The 18,053-nt window shown below is 45.6% G+C and carries 15 protein-coding genes; 6 read left to right on the forward strand and 9 right to left on the reverse strand.

The features are described 5' to 3' along the window. Positions 1–127: 127 nt before the first annotated feature. Both H6F92_RS09065 and H6F92_RS09070 read right to left on the reverse strand, forming a co-directional pair. Positions 128–457, reverse strand: a complete 330-nt coding sequence (locus H6F92_RS09065; RefSeq protein WP_190357602.1) for a BrnT family toxin — start codon at positions 455–457, stop codon at positions 128–130. A gap of 21 nt (positions 458–478) precedes the next feature. After that, positions 479–1,015, reverse strand: a complete 537-nt coding sequence (locus tag H6F92_RS09070) for a deoxycytidylate deaminase (protein ID WP_110578255.1) — start codon at positions 1,013–1,015, stop codon at positions 479–481. Positions 1,016–1,444: 429 nt separating this feature from the next. On the opposite strand from H6F92_RS09070, the gene H6F92_RS09075 reads away from it, so the two are divergent. The 4 genes from H6F92_RS09075 (at position 1,445) to H6F92_RS09090 (ending at position 4,304) form a co-directional block, all read left to right on the forward strand. After that, the gene (locus H6F92_RS09075) at positions 1,445–2,173 is read left to right on the forward strand and encodes an energy-coupling factor ABC transporter permease (protein ID WP_190357603.1); all 729 of its coding nucleotides are present in this window, start codon (positions 1,445–1,447) and stop codon (positions 2,171–2,173) included. 28 nt (positions 2,174–2,201) lie between these two features. Beyond that, positions 2,202–2,525: a PDGLE domain-containing protein gene (locus tag H6F92_RS09080; RefSeq protein WP_002799903.1), complete on the forward strand. Its 324-nt coding sequence runs from the start codon at positions 2,202–2,204 to the stop codon at positions 2,523–2,525. Between the two features lie 118 nt (positions 2,526–2,643). Beyond that, positions 2,644–3,417, forward strand: coding sequence for a cobalt ECF transporter T component CbiQ (gene cbiQ, locus H6F92_RS09085; RefSeq protein ID WP_190357604.1), 774 nt, complete (start codon positions 2,644–2,646; stop codon positions 3,415–3,417). 119 nt (positions 3,418–3,536) lie between these two features. Continuing rightward, positions 3,537–4,304: an energy-coupling factor ABC transporter ATP-binding protein gene (locus H6F92_RS09090; protein ID WP_190357605.1), complete on the forward strand. Its 768-nt coding sequence runs from the start codon at positions 3,537–3,539 to the stop codon at positions 4,302–4,304. 174 nt (positions 4,305–4,478) lie between these two features. Here the strand turns inward: H6F92_RS09090 and H6F92_RS09095 are convergent, their stop codons facing one another. Beyond that, positions 4,479–4,700, reverse strand: a complete 222-nt coding sequence (locus H6F92_RS09095) for a DUF4926 domain-containing protein (protein ID WP_004161153.1) — start codon at positions 4,698–4,700, stop codon at positions 4,479–4,481. Positions 4,701–5,661: 961 nt separating this feature from the next. Between H6F92_RS09095 and H6F92_RS09100 the strand changes: the two genes are divergently transcribed. Beyond that, entirely contained in the window at positions 5,662–6,852 is a 1,191-nt protein-coding gene (locus H6F92_RS09100) for a HEAT repeat domain-containing protein (protein WP_190357606.1), read from the forward strand. A 259-nt stretch (positions 6,853–7,111) separates the two neighbouring features. Here H6F92_RS09100 and H6F92_RS09105 read toward each other — a convergent pair whose 3' ends face one another. The 4 genes from H6F92_RS09105 to H6F92_RS09120 form a co-directional block, all read right to left on the reverse strand. Then, entirely contained in the window at positions 7,112–12,232 is a 5,121-nt protein-coding gene (locus tag H6F92_RS09105) for a hypothetical protein (protein WP_190357607.1), read from the reverse strand. Positions 12,233–12,330: 98 nt separating this feature from the next. Continuing rightward, the gene (locus H6F92_RS09110; protein ID WP_190357608.1) at positions 12,331–13,095 is read right to left on the reverse strand and encodes a hypothetical protein; all 765 of its coding nucleotides are present in this window, start codon (positions 13,093–13,095) and stop codon (positions 12,331–12,333) included. 598 nt (positions 13,096–13,693) lie between these two features. Then, on the reverse strand, positions 13,694–14,137 hold the full coding sequence (locus H6F92_RS09115; RefSeq protein WP_190357609.1) for a retroviral-like aspartic protease family protein: 444 nt from the start codon (positions 14,135–14,137) through the stop codon (positions 13,694–13,696). Between the two features lie 241 nt (positions 14,138–14,378). Then, entirely contained in the window at positions 14,379–16,619 is a 2,241-nt protein-coding gene (locus H6F92_RS09120) for a glycoside hydrolase (RefSeq protein WP_190357610.1), read from the reverse strand. A 266-nt stretch (positions 16,620–16,885) separates the two neighbouring features. Here H6F92_RS09120 and H6F92_RS09125 point away from each other — a divergent pair, with 266 nt between their 5' ends. Beyond that, positions 16,886–17,065: a hypothetical protein gene (locus H6F92_RS09125; RefSeq protein WP_045360426.1), complete on the forward strand. Its 180-nt coding sequence runs from the start codon at positions 16,886–16,888 to the stop codon at positions 17,063–17,065. Between the two features lie 185 nt (positions 17,066–17,250). Here H6F92_RS09125 and H6F92_RS09130 read toward each other — a convergent pair whose 3' ends face one another. Together H6F92_RS09130 and H6F92_RS09135 are read right to left on the reverse strand one after the other, a co-directional pair. Further along, the gene (locus H6F92_RS09130; RefSeq protein WP_190357611.1) at positions 17,251–17,667 is read right to left on the reverse strand and encodes a type II toxin-antitoxin system death-on-curing family toxin; all 417 of its coding nucleotides are present in this window, start codon (positions 17,665–17,667) and stop codon (positions 17,251–17,253) included. Then, entirely contained in the window at positions 17,667–17,891 is a 225-nt protein-coding gene (locus H6F92_RS09135) for an AbrB/MazE/SpoVT family DNA-binding domain-containing protein (RefSeq protein WP_045360254.1), read from the reverse strand. The genes H6F92_RS09130 and H6F92_RS09135 overlap by 1 nt, the downstream gene beginning before the upstream one ends. Positions 17,892–18,053: the final 162 nt, after the last annotated feature.

An 18,053-nucleotide genomic window follows, 5' to 3' on the forward strand; every position in this document is an offset into this window, starting at 1 on the left:
ATCGGAGGGTTAGGGATTCAAGGAACCCGGGGCGCATTCCAGAACTTCATCGAAAAAATCAGCCGGCAGCGGGGGATTATCGGGGTCTTCTAGGGCATTTTTGGCAATTTCCGCCTCGCTCATCCCTTTAACTTTCTCCCAGTTCGTTTTGCCTTTCAACTTCGCCCACTGTTCGCGGGTGACTCTGGTAATATGTTCTTCGTTCACGGTTGTTGGCCCTCCTAGCACTAATTATTCGACGAACCGAGCCACGCCATGTATAAACCACCACCAAAACGATATTATCGATTGTACCCACTAGAATCACTCGAATTTCGCCGTAATTCTGACGGGTATCCACGCGCTCAATTATTGGACTCCTAAAAATCGCTTCCAGGTCGGCGAAATCTATGCCGTGTTTTTCTATATTAGCCTGACGCTTATTTTCATCCCACTCGAAAAGTTGCGGGGTCGTCATTGATGTCGCCGTTGAGGATAACTACCTGAGATCGATCGAAATGGGATTTAATAAAAATAAGGCCGCATGACTAGCCATTTCTTCCGATAAATAAATCTTTTTATACTTAATAATCCCCGTTTCTAGAAAAGAATCCCTTAACATGGCTTTTGTCCCACTATTAAAGTCCGCTTCGTAAAAAACTTCTTTAATTCCCGAAGAAATAATTAGTTTCAAGCAGGAAATACAGGGTTCTAAAGTAACGTAAATACTAGCTCCTTGGGTAGAAATACCGTGTTTAGCCGCTTGAGCGATCGCATTAGCTTCGGCATGAATTGCCCGAGAGGGAATTTCTCCGGATTCTCGACAGGTTCCCAAACCGGGATAACAAAAACCCTGGGCAGTACAATGAACTGTTCCTGATGGAGAACCATTGTAACCCGTGGCTAAAACCTGCCGATCTTTGACAATTACCGCACCGACGGGAAAAGCTAAACAGGTGGATCTGGTGGCGGCTAATTTAGCGATCATCAAAAAATATTCGTCCCAAGTCGGTCTTTTTTCTTCAGAGTTGATCACGGTTTTATACCAAGCTAGAAAAAGCGAAAAAGAGGGAGTTATCTCTGATAGCTTATCATTAGATGACCTCTAAACCAATTAAAGCACTACCCTGACTACCGATCGCGTAGTCAATGTAGTCACCAGCCTCTTCTAACTGATAACTGCTCACTGATTAAGGACTAGCATAAAAACTTAAAAAACCTCGAAAAATTAATAATAATTTAAATAATTTGACTGCTTGAGAATAATTGAGATTTTGGCTAATAGCTAAACCCTGATGATCGGAAAAATAACAGAAATTCTTAAGAAGCTAAAGGGTTTAAATCCCCAGAGAGGGCATTGTAGAATAAAGCGGTTAGTTATCTACTAGAAGAGAGGACTTTTCCGTCCTAGCGACGCAATTCTCTGGAAATCTTTAACCCAAATTGCCAAGGAGACTGAGTTTTAATGTCTATTAATTTTCTAGGGGTTGGTTTGTTTCACCCTCTCCTGACCCCTTATCTCGCCCTCCATATACCCGACGGCTTTTTGAGTCCATCGGTGAGTCTATTTACTTGGATAATTGCCCTTGTCCTGATTGGCTTTTCTCTCAAAAAAGTGCGCGGTCACTACGCTGAACGGGCTGTACCTTTGATGGGAGTTTGTGCCGCCTTTATTTTTGCCGCCCAGATGATTAATTTTCCCATTCCGGGGGGAACCTCCGGACATTTGTTAGGGGGGACTCTCGCGGGGGTTTTACTCGGTCCCTGGGCGGGTTCTCTGGTGATGGCGGTGGTTTTTATCGTGCAGGCTTTATTTTTTCAAGATGGCGGTTTAACGGTTTTAGGGGCAAATATCGTCAATATGGGTCTGATCGGGACGTTTGGCGGTTATTATCTCTATCTGGGGATTAGAAAAACCCTCGGTTTTAATAGTTGGCGCAGTATGGCGATCGCTGTTGCCGTCGCTGCTTGGACAAGTGTGGTGGTAGCCGCGTTGTTTTGCGCCCTGCAATTGGCTTTATCGGGGACTGTACCGCCTTTAGTCGCCCTTTTTGCCATGTTATCTTGGCATATCCTCATCGGTATCGGGGAAGCGGTGATTACCGTTTTCGCTGTCGGTTATATCTGGCGAACTCGTCCCGATCTCCTCTACGATCCGCCCCATTCCGTTAATACTTCTGTTTCCCCTTCCTAAGCTTCTCGTCAATAAACCAATTAAGTCGATGAATATTCGCAGAAATAGCCAATTTTTTCTGATTGGTCTGGTATGCTCCCTAATTGTTGCCGTTTTTCTTTCTCCCTTTGCCAGTCCCGATCCCGACGGACTCGATCGAGTGGCGGAAGACTTGCAATTTAGCCAAAAAGAAGACCCCAACGCCCTCGGTAATCAATTACCCTTCGCCCGAATTTTTGATGGTTATGCCCTCAAAGGTGTTCCCGAAGGTGTCGCCACTCCCCTCGCAGGTTTTCTGGGAACTCTTGCCACTTTCGGCATCGCTTGGGGTATCGGTAAATTAGTGATTCCAAAATCCCAAAATCAGGAGTAAGGAATCAGGAGTCGGGAGTGGGGTATTTAGCTGAAATTTCCCCAAATCCCTAAACCCCTAAACCCCTAAATCCCCTTTCTAACTGATAACTGATCACTGATAATTGATCACTGAATAAATGCTACACATTGCCACTTTTTCTCGCGAAAATGAGCGCCAAAATTGCGGTTTTTGGCAGAGACTTGCGCCCCATACCCGGGTTTTAGTGACTCTTTTGTTAGTTTTTGCCACAGCCTTAACTCCTAATGGTAGCTGGGAAACTTGGGGGATTTACGGATTAGGATTAGTTATTTTAATTCTGATCAGTCGGGTGACTATTCTCGTACTTTTACGAAGAGTAGCGATCGAATTTGTCTTTATCGGTGTGGTTTTATTGGGAACTCTTTTTCGTGATGGCGGGGAAATTCTTTGGTCTTGGGGATTTTTGCGGATAACTAGCGAGGGATTGCTGGTTTTAGGCAGTGTAGCCCTAAAAGCTTTTCTCTGTCTTTGTACGGTCAATATTCTGGTTTTAACCACAGCAATTCCCGACCTGTTGCAGGCCTTAGTTACCCTAAAAACTCCCCCTTTATTGGTGGCAATTTTAGCTTCTATGTATCGTTATCTAGCGGTTTTGATCGCTGAATTTAATTCCATGCGAAGGGCAGCAATTGCGCGTAATTTAATGAGTAGTCCCCGATGGCAACGGCTGCTAGTGGGACACATGATCGGCGCTTTATTTATCCGTACCTACGAACGTGGCGATCGCATTTATCAAGCCATGTTATCGAGGGGTTACACCGGTTCCTTGCCTTCTGTCCAGGTTCCCCAAAGCAAGCTGAACGATTATCTCGCTATGATTTGCACAGTAATTCTGATCCTCTGGGGTCAAATGGTAAATCTACTCAGTTGACACTCCCGTTGCCCAAACTTGAAGCTAGATTGACAACCTGTTGCAAAAAAAGCCGTCCTCCGCTACGCTAAAGGACGGGGAACCTTAAACCCAATTTTTCGGTAAAAGTCTCGTTTTTCATGCACCACAACCCGATTTTTATTGAAAACCTAGTTTATACCTATCCTGACGGCACAGAAGCGTTAAAAGGTATTAATTTAGCCATTGAAGCTACGGAAAAGGTCGCTTTGGTCGGGGCCAATGGATCGGGAAAATCCACCTTATTACTGCATTTTAACGGTATTCTCCCGCCGCAAACGGGGAGAATCACCGTCGGTCCCTACCAAGTTAAACCGGAGAATTTAGAAAATATCCGCAATTTTGTCGGTTTAGTCTTCCAAAACCCCGACGATCAGCTATTTATGCCCACTGTCTGGGAAGATGTGACTTTTGGACCGATGAATCAGGGTATTCGGGGAGAGGATTTAAACCATCGCTGTCATCATGCTTTACACGCGGTGGGATTGGATTCCCAGCATTACGGTAAGAGAAACAGTCAGAATCTATCGGGGGGTGAAAAAAAACGCGTGGCAATTGCGGGGGTTTTAGCCATGTTGCCGGAGGTCTTAGTTTTTGATGAACCTAGCGCCCAACTGGACCCCCGATCCCGTCGGCAATTAATACAACTGTTGGCCACTTTACCCCAAACCCAAGTGATCGCCACCCATGATCTCGATCTGGCCTTAGAATTATGCGATCGCACGGTGGTTTTAAGTCGTGGTCAGGTGGTAGCTGAGGGAGAAACCGCTAAGATTTTAAGTAATCGGGAATTTTTGGAACAACACGACTTGGAAACACCCCTTTGTTATAGTCGTCCCTACTGTGCGATCGCTGATGCGCCCTCATAAGTCAGTGATCAGTGATCAGTTATCAGTGATCAGTGATCAGATGTGAGTTTTCAGTTCACCGATTACTGTTTACTGGACGGCTACGCCGTGCCTTTGGCAACACTGAAAAAAAGCTCCCTTTTCCTCTCTCATAGACAGTCTTAACGAGTTATTTAGATAGTCAACAGCTTACCGCTACTTAGCGGTTAATTTTGGGGATTCTAAGGGAGAATGATGTAATAACATTAATTGATTTTCTTGTAAGATTTCGATAGCATAAGCAAGGCCAGAAGTATCGCTAAATTCAACTTCAAAAACATTTGGCTCATAGACTTCTACAATTGTTCCCACTTGCCCGCGATATAATCCCAATTGGGGTAAGTCTTCTAATAAAGCAACCACATCTAAGAGTTTCATTTCCTTAGACCTCTTGCATAAATCCGAAAACAAACGATAGAAACAATAATGGGAGGGACTTTCAGTTAATTATTTATTAGTAGTTGATAATCTTCAAAAATGTTGCTGTACAAGGATCGACTTAAGACTTTTGCAAGAGGTCTCTTATCTCCTTATCTCCTTAAATTACATAACAAGTAACTAAACGGGGAAATTTTTCATCATTTCTGATTATCCAAACACTGGGAATAATAGCCGTTTTGTTTTGATGATTTAGGGGAAAGTCATTAACGAAGGCAGGGGGCAGGAGGCCGTTTTTGTAACGGGGATTTATGCCCCGCTCCCAAAACTTTTCGCCTTAAGGCGAGGTTTTAGACCCGATTTTTTCGATAATATACTTTTGTCCATATTCCCACTTCTGCAAGAAGTCTGTGGATAGCTTGCCCTGAGTAAATAGGGCTTGCTGAATAAATGTGAAATGTAGGCAAGGTAAGGGTTTTGTGGCTTTTCTCGCGAAACAGGTGCAAGATTTTGAGAGAATCGTGGTTCAAAACCTTGCGTCTTCATCGGCCCGCGTCCTGTAGGGGCGAAGCATTCGGGCAATAACCTATCGGTGAAACCAGAGATTTTCTATTGGGACTTAGACAAAAAACAAATCGAGAAAAGCCTCAACCCCAATCCCTGCTTGGGATTTACTTCGAGAAGCCCAAAATCGCTGAAACCCAGATAGATCAAGGAAAATCATAAATCGAGGTTAACCCTTTGTCCCGTAATGGTTTGAGCCTTTTTTGCTGCCCGAAAATGCCTAAGTCCCACTATCCGAATGCTTCGCCCCTACTTTTTGTCGCAAACCCTAAATACTGATGTCTGATGCACAATTTGGAGATTTATTATCGGTTTCTTGCATTATCAGAGAAGACAAAAGCGAGAAAGTCTGACATTCTTAGGATAGGTAGCACGAAAATCGAGGCCATTTCTCACGATGCAAGCTCTGCTAGAAAAAGCTCAGATAGCGTTGAATAAAAAGGACTGGGAGACAGTAAACGCCAGCATACAGCGACTTTTAAACCAAAAAGATGCTGTTGAATCGATTATTAACGATGAAATCCTCGATTTAGCCCTAGAAGCTTTACAAAAATGTGATTTTCAACAGCGATGGGAAATAGCGAAACTATTTCCTCAAATCGGTCAATCGGCGATCGCTCCTTTAATTGCCCTGTTAGAATCCGAAGAACAAGATGGGGAAATGCGCTGGTTTCTGGCGAGAATTCTCAGTCAATTTGACGATCGAGCCTGTATTCTCGCTCTCAGTCAATTATTGCAAAGATCGGAGGAGGAGGAACTCAGCCAAATGGCTGCGGCCGCTTTAGCTAATATCGGCAGTTCTGCCATCTCCAGTTTAGAACAATTACTGTCCGACTCGAACAGGCGTTTTTTAGCCGTACAAGCTTTATCACAAATTCGCCGGCCGGAAATTATCGAACCGCTTTTAACCGTAGTTAAGGATCAATCTAGTGCCATTCGGTCCATGGCGATGGAAGCTTTAAGCAGTTTTCACCATCCCCAGATTACTGCGATTATCCTCGATGCTTTACAGGATCCAGCCATCGAGGTGCGACGGGAAGCAATTAAAGCTAGTAGTTACCTAGCGCCAAGTTATCCCCAAGCAGATTTAGTTAACCATCTGCAACCGCTGTTATTCGATATCCACCTCGAGATCTGTCAAGAAACTGCGATCGCTCTCGGTCGTATCGGCACAGCAACCTCAGCCAAAGCTTTAAATCCACTGCTGCAATCTTCCTTAACTCCCGATAGTTTAAAATTAACTGTAGTGCGAGCATTGGGCTGGATCGAGGATGAGGAAGCCTTAAATTACTTAGAAAAGGCTTTATATAGCGAAAATGTCTTGATTTGTCGGGAAATTATCGCTATTCTCGGCCGGCAAACCTGCCAGAAATTACGCCGACAAGCAGGGGAAATTCTCGGTAATTTTTATCACTCCCGTCCGGCGATCCTCGGTGATACGGGAGTTAAACAGTCTCTAGCGATCGCTTTAGGAGAATTAGAGCGGGATAATAAAAGTATTTTGCTGACTTTAGCAGCCGATGGGGAAGCAATCGTCCGTCTCCATGCTCTCAGCGCCCTGAAAAAGCTAGATCATGGGACTATATAGGGTTTGCGGCAAAAAGTTTGTTGGTGGGGTTAGGAGTCGGTCGTCAGTAGCCGGTCGTCGGTCGTTTCAGGCTTTGTTGTCCTCTTTTTTTTGTACCAGTTTGTGTACTCAAAGAAGGATAATGCAAGGTTTTTGAAGGTCTCAATCCTATTTTCGCAGCATGAACATCGGATTTTAACAGGTCAAAAGCCTTATTTTAAAAGGGTTTTACCATTATTGAGCCAGCCCTACATAGAGGACATTATCAAAGGATCAAGCATTACTCCCACTCCTGTAAGTCTCTGAGCCAATTTTGCAGCAAGCTAGTTAATTGAGTACGGCGAGTTTCAAAATTGCCAGCAATTGAGAGCAAGCTAACCCCCACCAGCAATCCGATAATCCATTTAAGCAGAGGATAAAGGGAAATCAAAATTACCAACTGATAGAAAGCATTAGCCACAAAAGTAAAAGTGCCAAGATAGAGGAAGGCGCGAATTCGTAAGGCTAATCCGGCAAAAATTGCCACTAAACTGAGGATGCCAGGCAGGATTCCCGTCTGATGATGAAACCAGAGAGCCGCACTAGCAATAATGCCTGTTCCCAAGAGGCGAAGCAGGTGGCGCAAGGATTTGCCTTGCCTCCCCTGACAGGTAGGTTCTATCCAGACAAGACAGAGGATAGACAATCCGACAAGACTGCTGTAGGCGAAGGGAGTTGCCAGAGAGAAATCCGCCAGCCCAAGGGCGATCGCCCAATTCACTAACAAGAGGGTAAGATAGCGCCACCGGGGTTGCTGCCGCAGCCAAGCCAGCCAAGCATAGAATCCAGCCACCACCAGCAAACTTAGGGGATTGAGCTTGTCTAAACTGCCCCCAAGGGCGAGTCCTGGAAGAACAAGAGCGAGGAATTGCCAAGGACGAGGTGGCCAGCCCCAAAGCCGCCAAGGGAGCAGATAGGTGAAAACAGCCACCCCAGAGGCGATTACTCCCAACCAAGAAACTAGGTATTGAGAGAAGAATTCCATCGGAGGAATAGTATTGACAGCATAGGCCCCAATCCCAGTCGCTTCTAGAATACCCAGATAGACCCAGATTTCAGCGATCGCCTGGTCAGGATGGTTGCGCCCTTGCCAGATAGCATAACGAGTCAAAAAGATACCGGTTGCCAATCCCAACAGTTGATTGACTGCAACGGGATAGAATAAAGCCCCTAGTAACAGGCAACTGCCCAAAGCCCAGTGCAGGTGGGCAACCAACTTCAATTCTGAGGCCGTCAGATACAAGTAGCCAGCCAACCAGGGAGAGAGCAATCGATAGCCGTAAACCAAGCTGGCGGCCAGGGCTGCCATTGCCAAAAATTGATCGCCTTGGGACAGGTCGGCAATTTGATAAAACAATAGCTCGTAGGCTGAGATGGAGATCCCGCCAATTCCCAGGTACAACAAGGGCTTCCTGGCCGGAGAGCGCCGCCCAACTCCGATGGCAATCAGTACCAGTCCCAGAGAACTCAAGCCAGTCCAACTACTGAAAAATCCCCAACGCAGAGCCGCTCCTAAGGCCCCATAGAGCAAGGGTAGGATATTCCAGCTATTGAGCATTTCCCGCCTGTGAGATCTGTGCCACCAATCTCCCAACAGTTGGGTAAGCAATCCCAAGAGAATATTGGCGATCGCCAGGGCAATTAAAGACTGCTTAGTTAGGTTGAGAACTTCGATGGTGAACAGTTCCAAGCTCCAGCCTACCCCGTAGATGCCCCAGTTACTCGGATCGAGGTAGCTTCGATAGGCGATCGCCCCTAAAGTCAGGGCAGCCCCTAGGACAGAGAGGCTTGAGGCCGCCATCCAATCCGAGTAAACGGCTAGAGAATGGAGAGTCAGGGCGACTAACTCCAGACTACAGAGGGCAATTGCCCAGCCATCGAGGGACTGGGTATAGAGGGCGGCAAGTTGGCTCTGGCGGCGCAAGAACCAACTTCGCAGCATCCAGAGGACAGCTAAGAGCAAGGCAACTGCCAGCAACCAGCCGTCAATTGAACGCAAAGCCCATCCCGCCCAACCATCCCACAGGCAAATTCCCCACAAAGCCAGAGCGAAGCCGATGGTAAGGGTAACTGCCGCCCCTTGTTGTAAATAATAGGCATGAACCAGCATCAACCCAGTTGCTATTCCTAAGCCGATTAGCCTGTACCCTGTCAGCCCTAGCAAGGGCAACTGGACTAGGGATAAGGTGGCAATACTCAACCAGATTGCTGAGGGAAAACGGGGAGGTTGCCAACTGCGATAGGCGGTTGCTCCCATAAGCAAGAGCGACAAGAGGAGAGTGCGGAAAGGCTCCTGCACTATCGAGGTGTTAGCTACCAGAATCGACAACTCCAGACTACAGAGGGCGATTGCCCAGCCATCGCAGGCGCGGGCATAGAGGAGGGCAAGTTTAGAAGTACGCTGGCTCAACCAATAGCGCAACGGCCAGAGGGGGATAAGGGCGATTGCCCCCGCCAACAGCCAATCTAATCCAGAGAGAGGCAATCTCTCTAGTAAGGCAACGCTCAAGCCCAAGGACAAGCCTACCGTGATGGCAGCCGCTGCTAATTTTTGTAGGCGATGAGTCTGGAAGAACATCAACCCAGTGGCGATCGCAAAGGTGACTAGGCGGGTTTCTCCCCCTACCCAGGTGGGAATTTGGGCAACTAACAGGACTGAGATGCTCAACCAAATGACTAGGTTAGGTTGGCGCGAGGGTTGCCAACTGCGATAAGCTGTCGCCCCCATCAGCAGCCAAGTGGCGATCGCTTCTCTACCGTCTGGAGAATTAAGGACATTGCCAGAAAGCGCCAATAACATCAGGAGCGAGAGGCAAGTTGCCCAACCATCGCTAACCTGGGCATAAATTCTCGCCAAATTATTCGGTAATGCCCTTAAGCATTGGCGGAGAATCCACAAGCTTGTCGCAGTAATTACCCCTGCCAACAGCCAGCTTGCTTCTTGCCGCAATGCCCAACCAAAACTGCCATCCCACAAAGACAGTGCCAGCCAACTCAAGCCAAAACCTACGGTAATCGCTGCTGCTGCTACCTGCTCTAAGTTACGGCTATTGACGAACATCAATCCTGTAGCTATCCCTAAGCTAATTGAGGCAATTCCTGGTTCCAACCCTTGCGGGGGTCGGGCTGTTAAGATAAGCCACTGCCACAGGGCTAAAGCGTCTATACTCAACCAACTGGCAACTTCCCGCCGAGCCAGATTCCAAGTTCCCACCCCAGTCAGGGCCAGGGGAGCCAAACCCCAGACTAAGCCCCACTCTAGCCCCATAAGCGGGCGCTCCAACACAGAGGTCAACTGGGCGAAAACTGCCCCCTGATTGAGGACAAACAAGCCATAGGATAGCCCTGCCAAGATTAGTCCCAGCTTCCAAGTTGTGTGGTGTAGGAGATGGAGCAAGGAAGTAGGAGGAAAGGGCTGTTTCACGCTGAATGCCAATTCCAGCACCGCCAGCATGATTAAAATCACGCCCCAAACTGCCCAACTCAGCCTTGGCCATCCCCAGTCAATCGCCAAAATTAGGGTGAGCAAGCCAGCTAGGTGAGTGAGATAGGCCAGGGAGAGAAAACGGCGGGAAATCTCTTGAAGGGAAGCTAGTTTGACTTGCCGTTGGCTGAAAATTACTAACGCCAGGGTTGAAGCTGCCAAGTTGAGCGTCCTCAAGGCAGGATTGACTAAGGAGCAAAAGGTCAAGGTTGTTCCCCAGAACAAGGCTATCGAGCCGGTAAAAGAGGCTAATTCCCGCTTGCCCAATTGGGAGAACCAATCTGTCAGGAATAGGATTAAGACTAGGTAAGGAAAGAGAACTAAGCTTAGTAACGCCCAAGGGGTAGCTTCAGCGCCAGTTAAACCAGTCCCCAAGGTGATTGCCCCTTGCCTGAAAGTGTCTGGAAGTAAGCGCCAAGCCAGCCACAACCCCTGCAACCCAATCAGCAAGGCTGCTGCCAAGTCGAACTTCCGCCAGGAGTAACCGATGCGTCGGGCAAAAAACAGGAGTGATAAACCACTCACTGCTAGGGCTTGCCAAGGTGTTTCACCCACCGACAGTAACCAACCTAGCAGCAGCAAGCTACCGCCGATACGCTGCCACAAGGAAACAGATTGTCTGGTCTGCCAACTGGCTAACCAGCCGCAAATCCCCACAGCCAGCCCCAATTGGCTAATCTCTACCTGAGCGATAAAAATTGCCCGCACCAGCAGGATAACTAGCCCATAGACGACAATTGCCTCATTTAAGCTAAAAGGGGCTAATCTCTCTCTGCTTGATTCTCCTTCTTGTCTAGCTTTTTCAGGAAAGCGGGAAAGGGCCATCAGAGTTGTTCCTACCACTCCCAAGTAAGTTGCCAGCAAGGGAAACCCCCCAATTGCCCATCCCCAATGCAGATAGCTCAATCCCAAATGATTCGGCAGACTTTGAGAAAATCCTGCCGGGCCAGTTCCCCCGTACCTCCCCCGGAATAGTTGAACTGTTACGGCGGTAAGGGAAAGGGCAGCCACTACCACAATCAACCAGTCTAGAGGGTTGCGCCACAAGCCCAAGCTATCCATGGCCAGAAAATTCATCGGTACTAGCAACAGAGTAACCAGGCGCAAAGCCTGACTGGTCAGGCGCAGGCGCGGCTGTTGGCTACTCCAAAAACTGGCTCCCCAAAAAGCTAAAGTATAAAGCCACAAAACCCCATACTGTCCGGCGCTTGAGAATTTTTCCCAAAAGTTGGCGGCGAGGACACCAGAGGAGATGACCACCATGAAGACTCCCAACAGCAGCAGCCAGAGGACGCTCAATTCTGCCATCAGAGACTGTAACATTTGTCCAAACTGGCTGGGAGTTTCCTGCCGTCGAGGAGATGTTGGCGGCTGTGGCGGGATTCTACGGGGAGCTTCTGGCCGTCGAGAAGGTAGCGCGGGTGGGGGAGTTTGCTGGGAGGAGATGGGGTCTGGCAGCGGCTCTCTGGTAGGGGCAGTTGTCAGTATAGGCATGACACAGGAGAGGTTTTCCCGACACAGTTGCTTGACTTGAGACTCCTCAAGTAATCCTAATTGGAGCCATTGTTCTAAACCTTGTAGTAGAGAGGGATGGGAAGCTCTCACTCTTATAACAACCCGGATTTGAGAAGCAGTCAGCCAGCCTCGCTCCTGCCATTGCCCCAAACCTTCTAAAAAGTTAGATAAAGGGACGCTGGTGGTTATTGTCAGAGCGAGGGTTTCTTGAATTGAATTTTCTCTCGCATTTATTGCTAATTCTAGTCTTTTGTCGGCAATCAACTCTAATTCTAGCCATTGATTGAGAGCTAGTAAAAGTTCGGCTGGCGAGTTGGGATTGACGATTTCTATTGGGATGATTCGCTTCTCTTGAAAGGACATAAGTAATCAGATAAAGTTAAAGTTAACTGTGGAGACAAGGGAACGGGGAACAGTAAGGGTTTCAGCCTTGGTTAGCTCTCTTAAGAAATTAATCTCATCTAAGCTGTCTTGAAAAAGCGAATAATCTCTCGTACATGATTGAGAAATTGACTGTCTTCTGTCAGTTGTGCGATCGCATTTTGTGCTTCCTGAGATAAGGTTTCATGTTCAACCTGATTTTTCGCCTCCAATTTTTCTAGTAAGGCTTTCAGTCGGGCTAATTCTTGGCGAGTTATTTGGACTTCTTCTTGCTGTATATTTACTTCTGTATCGAGTTTTTCCCTAATTGTTGCCAGATTATCCTCTAAAATAGAAACGCGATTACGCAACTCTACTACATCCTCTCTGGGATACTTAATCTGTTGTCGAATCATTGACAAACGCACGGCTAAATATTGATAAGCTCGAATCGCCGGGCGTAAAGCTGTCAATAATAAAGTTGCACCGGAACTCACATATCCTACTGCACTAATTCCCGTTGCTGCTAAGGTATAAAGTCCAATTCCTGACAGCAAATGTAAGGCGATTGCGAGCCGAATTGACCAATGCGCTACTGTCTTAACATAATCAACTTGTTTCCGATCTACGGGAATATTTTTTGCTTGAGAAATTGCTGCTTCTGCGATGACTTCCTGGGCATCAAAATAAATGTTCCAAGGAACAGTCACAATCACTAACAACCACCAAAAACTGGCGATCCCAATCAACCAATCGATTAAATTTCCTGACGGGATGTGCAACCATTGTAAAACCCCAAAAGCTAGTAAGACTAAGGCTCCAAAAATCACACAAAATCCGATAAATCCTAGGTAGCTTAAAAACATCTCAATCACCTCTTTTTTATTTCTCTTTACTGGCTCTACCGAACTTAGTATGCTAAACTGATGATTGAAAAAGGGAACGGGGAACGGGGAAAAGGGTTGAGATTTTGGCAACAACTAAGAAATGATTATTGAACGAAAAGGTGACGTTATGGACAATAAGCAGAGAATAGTCTGGTTTTTTTTAGTGCTTGAACCTTAGCAAAGCTGAGTCAAAAACATCGCAAACAATTGACAAAAATTGCGGCAATGTCTGTCTATATAAGGGTTTCATTCTTTATAACCCCGTCCATTGCATAAGACAAACCGAAGAACCTGTTATTTTTACATAACAGGTTCGGTAGAACCCTCTTTTTTATGCTAGAAAAAGGTTGGTCAAGTTTCACTAGCGGTTGTGACACTTTGTGAATTTACCCATAAAATAGCCTAATTGTGAACCATAACTTGGCTGTTTGACAACGAGTATAGTGTAGGTTGGGTTGCAGCATGAAACCCAACGCCCGCTCATGTTACGCTACTGCTAACCCATCCTACAAATAATTGTGTCTCCCTACTTAAATTGAGAAAATAAGGGTGATCGATCCATGAAGGTTATCAATTTTTAGAGAATTGTTAGATAAGTATCTAGAGATTCGGAGGGTAGAACTTTCAAAGTTTGGTTTTGTAGGTCTAATTCTAAACCCAGTGCTTCTAGGGGGATTACTCCAATTAAAGGATCGCGACCACCGGGTAATTCTAAACATTCAAAAGTTCCCTCGCGACCACAAAGCAATATTTTAGCATCCTGAAAGACTCTCGCTTTGCTCAATCCAGTTGCGGTACTAACATCGACTTCTTTAAGTAAATCTAGCCCCAGTCTGTCAATAATATTAGCAGGTAAACAGAGGGTTGTTGCTCCCGTATCAACTAAAACTTTTGGTAAAGTAACAGAGCGAATTTCTGAAGGAGAGATAAAACCTCTAGCAGCTGCTGATTCATCGGCACGATTAATTATTGTTAAAGGGATGAAAACTTTGCCCATCGGATTTGTCTGTTTCTTTTCCATATTATTATTTAGTAATCCCTATAATTAGAGAAGATATTTTTAGACTAACTAGAGATGAGAGCGGTTACTGATAACTGATACTAAATCTGGTTATTAAAAACTGATTATTTATTCTACCCTTTGCATGAGTGCCTCTCCTCATAACTAGCCCATACTCAACGGATTTAGTATGATTCTAGCTGATAGCTGATAACCAAAAAACTGATTACTGATTACTGATTACTGATTACTGATTACTAATTTAAGGTCTTTGCAGGAAGATTAATTCTTCAACGGGGAGGAAATCATAGTATTGACCTTGATTGGCTAAAACTGCGATTAGATGGAGACGAGCATCCGGTTCAATGTGTAATCCTTCCCAGGGGACAGCAATTTCCAAACATTGATTAAAAGAAGCTTTGGCACTACTAGGAACTCGTTGCCAAGTAAAATATTCTTGAGCAACTTCTAACCAAGTAAATTCCGTGATTAAATTAACTCCTAGATGATGATGATAACCGTAATCGAGGGGCGATCGAGGGGGAATATCTGCTAGGGGAATTGGACTTTGCAGACGATGCACTTCGTCATAATACCAATATAAATGCACTTCAGGCGGTATATCTTTGCCTAATTCTGCCCCCGGTTTCCAATCGAAACGCAGATAAAAATTGAGGTGATCCCAACCGAAAAAGAGTCTTTGCACTAAGGAAGTCCGGTGCATTGTACCACTGGCGCCGCCAATTTCGATCCGTCCAGCTTTATCCCAATCCTGTTCGTCCCCAAAACCATCGATAATGGGGTGAATGAAAGCCAGTGGACGATTACTTTGTTTATCCCCGTGTTCTTCCACCGGTTCGAGCAAATAGGAGGGAATTGGCTCATTTAAAGCTTGATACAGAGCGATCAGGTGTTCGCGGAAAAGTTGATCAAAAATTGCGTCATGATTGGAGGAATGGCCATAACCAAACCACCAAAACCAATCGGAACCTTCCGCTGCATACAATGCTTCCCACGCATCGGGGTTATTATCTTCCGTCGCTTCCGGGTGATTAGCGAGGGTTTGACGGGCTAAAATTAGATATTCCCAAGCCTTATTTTTAGCGGGATCGCCGATCCAAGTGGTAAAATTGGCATCGATCCAAGACCCGCTATGAAGTTGATTGACAGGGATTTTGGCATTAGCGGGAAAGCGATCGAGATATTCGGAGACGGTGACTAATTCGATCGCTTGGTGGTCGCTTAAAAGTTGATAAAGATTCTCTAGGAAGGGTAAACCGTCTTGATGATAGTTTTCCCAGCAGTTTTCGCCATCTAGCGCAATGGTAACTAACCAGGGTTTTTCTAGGGTCGTGGTTTCTGCGTTGGTTTTCAGTTGTTCGGCGATCGCTTCTAGGTGTTTAACTAAGTCTGTAGCGGCCTCTTGCGCTTTCATGCCACTATAGCTAAATCCGATCAGATCCGAGAGACGATGATCGCGGAAAACCATCGATAAATTGCCGTTGCTAGTTTCCAGACAGTAGGGACGATAAAGCAATTCTGGTTCGCTAATATTGCCTTTTTCGTCGCGATGAAAGTAATGTCCCAGAGACCAACCTAACACCCCCTCATCGGAACATAACCACTGAAAACCCTGTTTAGCGACTGCGGGGAGAATCGCGGGACTAACGGATTGTTCCGAGGGCCAAAGTCCTCGAGGATGTTTATCAAAGCGATCAATATAGATTTGCCAAGCTTTCTGGAGATGGCGGGAAATATCTTCAGGATAGCGGAAATATTGGCGAGGAAGGGTCATATTCGGCACCGCTACCCTGCCGGCTTCCGAGTTAGCCAGCAGGGGTAAAATCGGATGGGTGTAGGGACTGGTAATGATTTCTAGTTGTCCAGTTTCCTGCATTAACCGATGTTGCGGCAAGATACGACGCAGAATTTGACGCTGTTTGGAGATAATTCGCTGGCGATCGCTTAAAGTGAAGTTTTTTCCCTGTTCTAACCAGGCAGCGATTTCCGGGTCACTGTGAAAGATAGGATCGATCCAAGCGAGGTTATGCCAAGCCAAGAGATCGCTATAATCTTGCAGATGCCAATGGCTAATACACCAACTATGACCGTTTTCTTGACGCTGTGCGTATAATTGGGCGTAACGGGGGTGCGGATCGATCAGGGTACGATGGTTAGCATCGAAAAAGTGTTCGAGGATAAAGTGTTTTTGTGCTAGGGTTAATTGCGCTTCTGGGGTGACGGTGAGGGCAAGATAGGGGTCTATAGCTAGTCCGTTGACGTAATCCTCTAATTGCAGGATTAAAGAGGGGACAAGGTTGACAGTTTGATGTAATTTGGGAAAACGTTCTAGAATCAGGATTAAATCGAGATAATCTTTCACCCCATGCAGTCGCACCCAGGGTAAGCGATATTGTCCCGAAGCGTCACTGCTAGTTTGAGAGGATTTGTAGAGGGGTTGGTGTTGATGCCAAATAAAAGCGACGTAGAGAGGATAGGCCATGATAATACCGAGAAAAAGTGCATATAACAGGCTATTTAGCCGTTATTTGGATGAGAATAGACAATAAAGCCCATTCTAGATTCTTAAAAATTGATTTCGGTCACTACCATAATCCTATCAACTGGTTTTGAAGGGGTATCGTCTCTTTGTATTTGTTAAAGGATCGGATTCGGTTTAGCAGAGTGAGTTAGGCAAGAATAACTTAGGTGATATATCGACAAATTTAATCTTGTCCCTAACCCACCACGATAAAACTTTAAGAGATTATGGCACTAACGAGAGACTATCAAGAGACAATCAACGAACGAGTTCAAAAAGACCCCGAATTCGCCAAAGCTTTGCTAGATGAAGCACTGATTCTCTTTTTAAATGGAGAACCAGGGACAGCGCGCCTCATTTTACGAGATTTGGTTAACTCAGGTTTTCGAGAGAAAATTAAGATCTAAACTTAGGTAATTTATCGACAAATTTAATCTTACCTCTAACCCTAAATAAGTGCATTACGCCGTGCTAATACACTCGACATTGATCTTAATTTCTTGAAAAGATATAAACTTAATTACAACATTACATATTATTACAGCTAGAATTGACGGTCATCACAAGATCAAGGAGGAAAAATAGACTGAGGTTAATCCTCTCTCTCTAGCTTAATTGCGTGTTTTTCGATCCAATCGGTCAATCTCTCGAAACCATCTTCATAGGTTTCAATAGCACCAGCGAGATCAAGAAAAAAGCTTGCCGCTTCTACCTCACTGGCGGTTAAAAGATAGTCATTCTTTCGCAAAAAAGTAGAAACGGCAGCTAGATCCATACGTTTATTCCCGTCGCAGAAGCAATGATTCTTGAGAAAACCATAACCGTAAGCTGCCGCTAATTTAAAAATCGATGATTCGGGTTCGTACTGGAAAAAGAATTTTGGTTTATCGATGGTCGATTCCAGTAAGGTAGGGTTTAAAATCCCGGCAATCCCCCCAGTTCGAGCGATTAAAATGTCCTGAATTGATCGGATTGCCTTGCTTGATAACCCTTTCGGTTCCTCAATCATTATTTGGCAAGTTCCTTGAATGCGTTACGGTATTGAGCGTAAGTATCTTCAAAAGCTTTCATAGTTTCCTCAAAATCGGGATCGAAGCTCGAAATGCTGTACCCGTTTGCCGATTCAGTTATATAAATACAATCCCCTTCTTCTACATTCAGCCTGGATAAAACCTCTTTCGGTAAGATCACCCCTATAGAATTACCGATTTTTCGGAGTGTTAAAGTTGTCATAACTTATTTCCTCTCTTTATTTTTGGGAATTATACAAATGTTATAACACGGCTCTTCGGGAATTGTTATGCAAATAATTAACTTAAAATAAAATTCGATGAGAGCACCTACGCTCAAAAGTAGCTGAAATCCATACAGGGAAGGACTTAAGGCACAAACAGG

This window comes from Microcystis wesenbergii FACHB-1317 (assembly GCF_014696875.1).
GTDB lineage: Bacteria > Cyanobacteriota > Cyanobacteriia > Cyanobacteriales > Microcystaceae > Microcystis > Microcystis wesenbergii_A.

Bases quoted from the DNA above. Each gene is read 5' to 3' on its own strand.
- H6F92_RS09065 (WP_190357602.1), bottom strand. From the start codon at position 457: ATGACGACCCCGCAACTTTTCGAGTGGGATGAAAATAAGCGTCAGGCT.
- H6F92_RS09075 (WP_190357603.1), top strand. From the start codon at position 1,445: ATGTCTATTAATTTTCTAGGGGTTGGTTTGTTTCACCCTCTCCTGACC.
- H6F92_RS09080 (WP_002799903.1), top strand. From the start codon at position 2,202: ATGAATATTCGCAGAAATAGCCAATTTTTTCTGATTGGTCTGGTATGC.
- cbiQ (WP_190357604.1), top strand. From the start codon at position 2,644: ATGCTACACATTGCCACTTTTTCTCGCGAAAATGAGCGCCAAAATTGC.
- H6F92_RS09090 (WP_190357605.1), top strand. From the start codon at position 3,537: ATGCACCACAACCCGATTTTTATTGAAAACCTAGTTTATACCTATCCT.
- H6F92_RS09095 (WP_004161153.1), bottom strand. From the start codon at position 4,700: ATGAAACTCTTAGATGTGGTTGCTTTATTAGAAGACTTACCCCAATTG.
- H6F92_RS09100 (WP_190357606.1), top strand. From the start codon at position 5,662: ATGCAAGCTCTGCTAGAAAAAGCTCAGATAGCGTTGAATAAAAAGGAC.
- H6F92_RS09105 (WP_190357607.1), bottom strand. From the start codon at position 12,232: ATGTCCTTTCAAGAGAAGCGAATCATCCCAATAGAAATCGTCAATCCC.
- H6F92_RS09110 (WP_190357608.1), bottom strand. From the start codon at position 13,095: ATGTTTTTAAGCTACCTAGGATTTATCGGATTTTGTGTGATTTTTGGA.
- H6F92_RS09115 (WP_190357609.1), bottom strand. From the start codon at position 14,137: ATGGAAAAGAAACAGACAAATCCGATGGGCAAAGTTTTCATCCCTTTA.
- H6F92_RS09120 (WP_190357610.1), bottom strand. From the start codon at position 16,619: ATGGCCTATCCTCTCTACGTCGCTTTTATTTGGCATCAACACCAACCC.
- H6F92_RS09125 (WP_045360426.1), top strand. From the start codon at position 16,886: ATGGCACTAACGAGAGACTATCAAGAGACAATCAACGAACGAGTTCAA.
- H6F92_RS09130 (WP_190357611.1), bottom strand. From the start codon at position 17,667: ATGATTGAGGAACCGAAAGGGTTATCAAGCAAGGCAATCCGATCAATT.
- H6F92_RS09135 (WP_045360254.1), bottom strand. From the start codon at position 17,891: ATGACAACTTTAACACTCCGAAAAATCGGTAATTCTATAGGGGTGATC.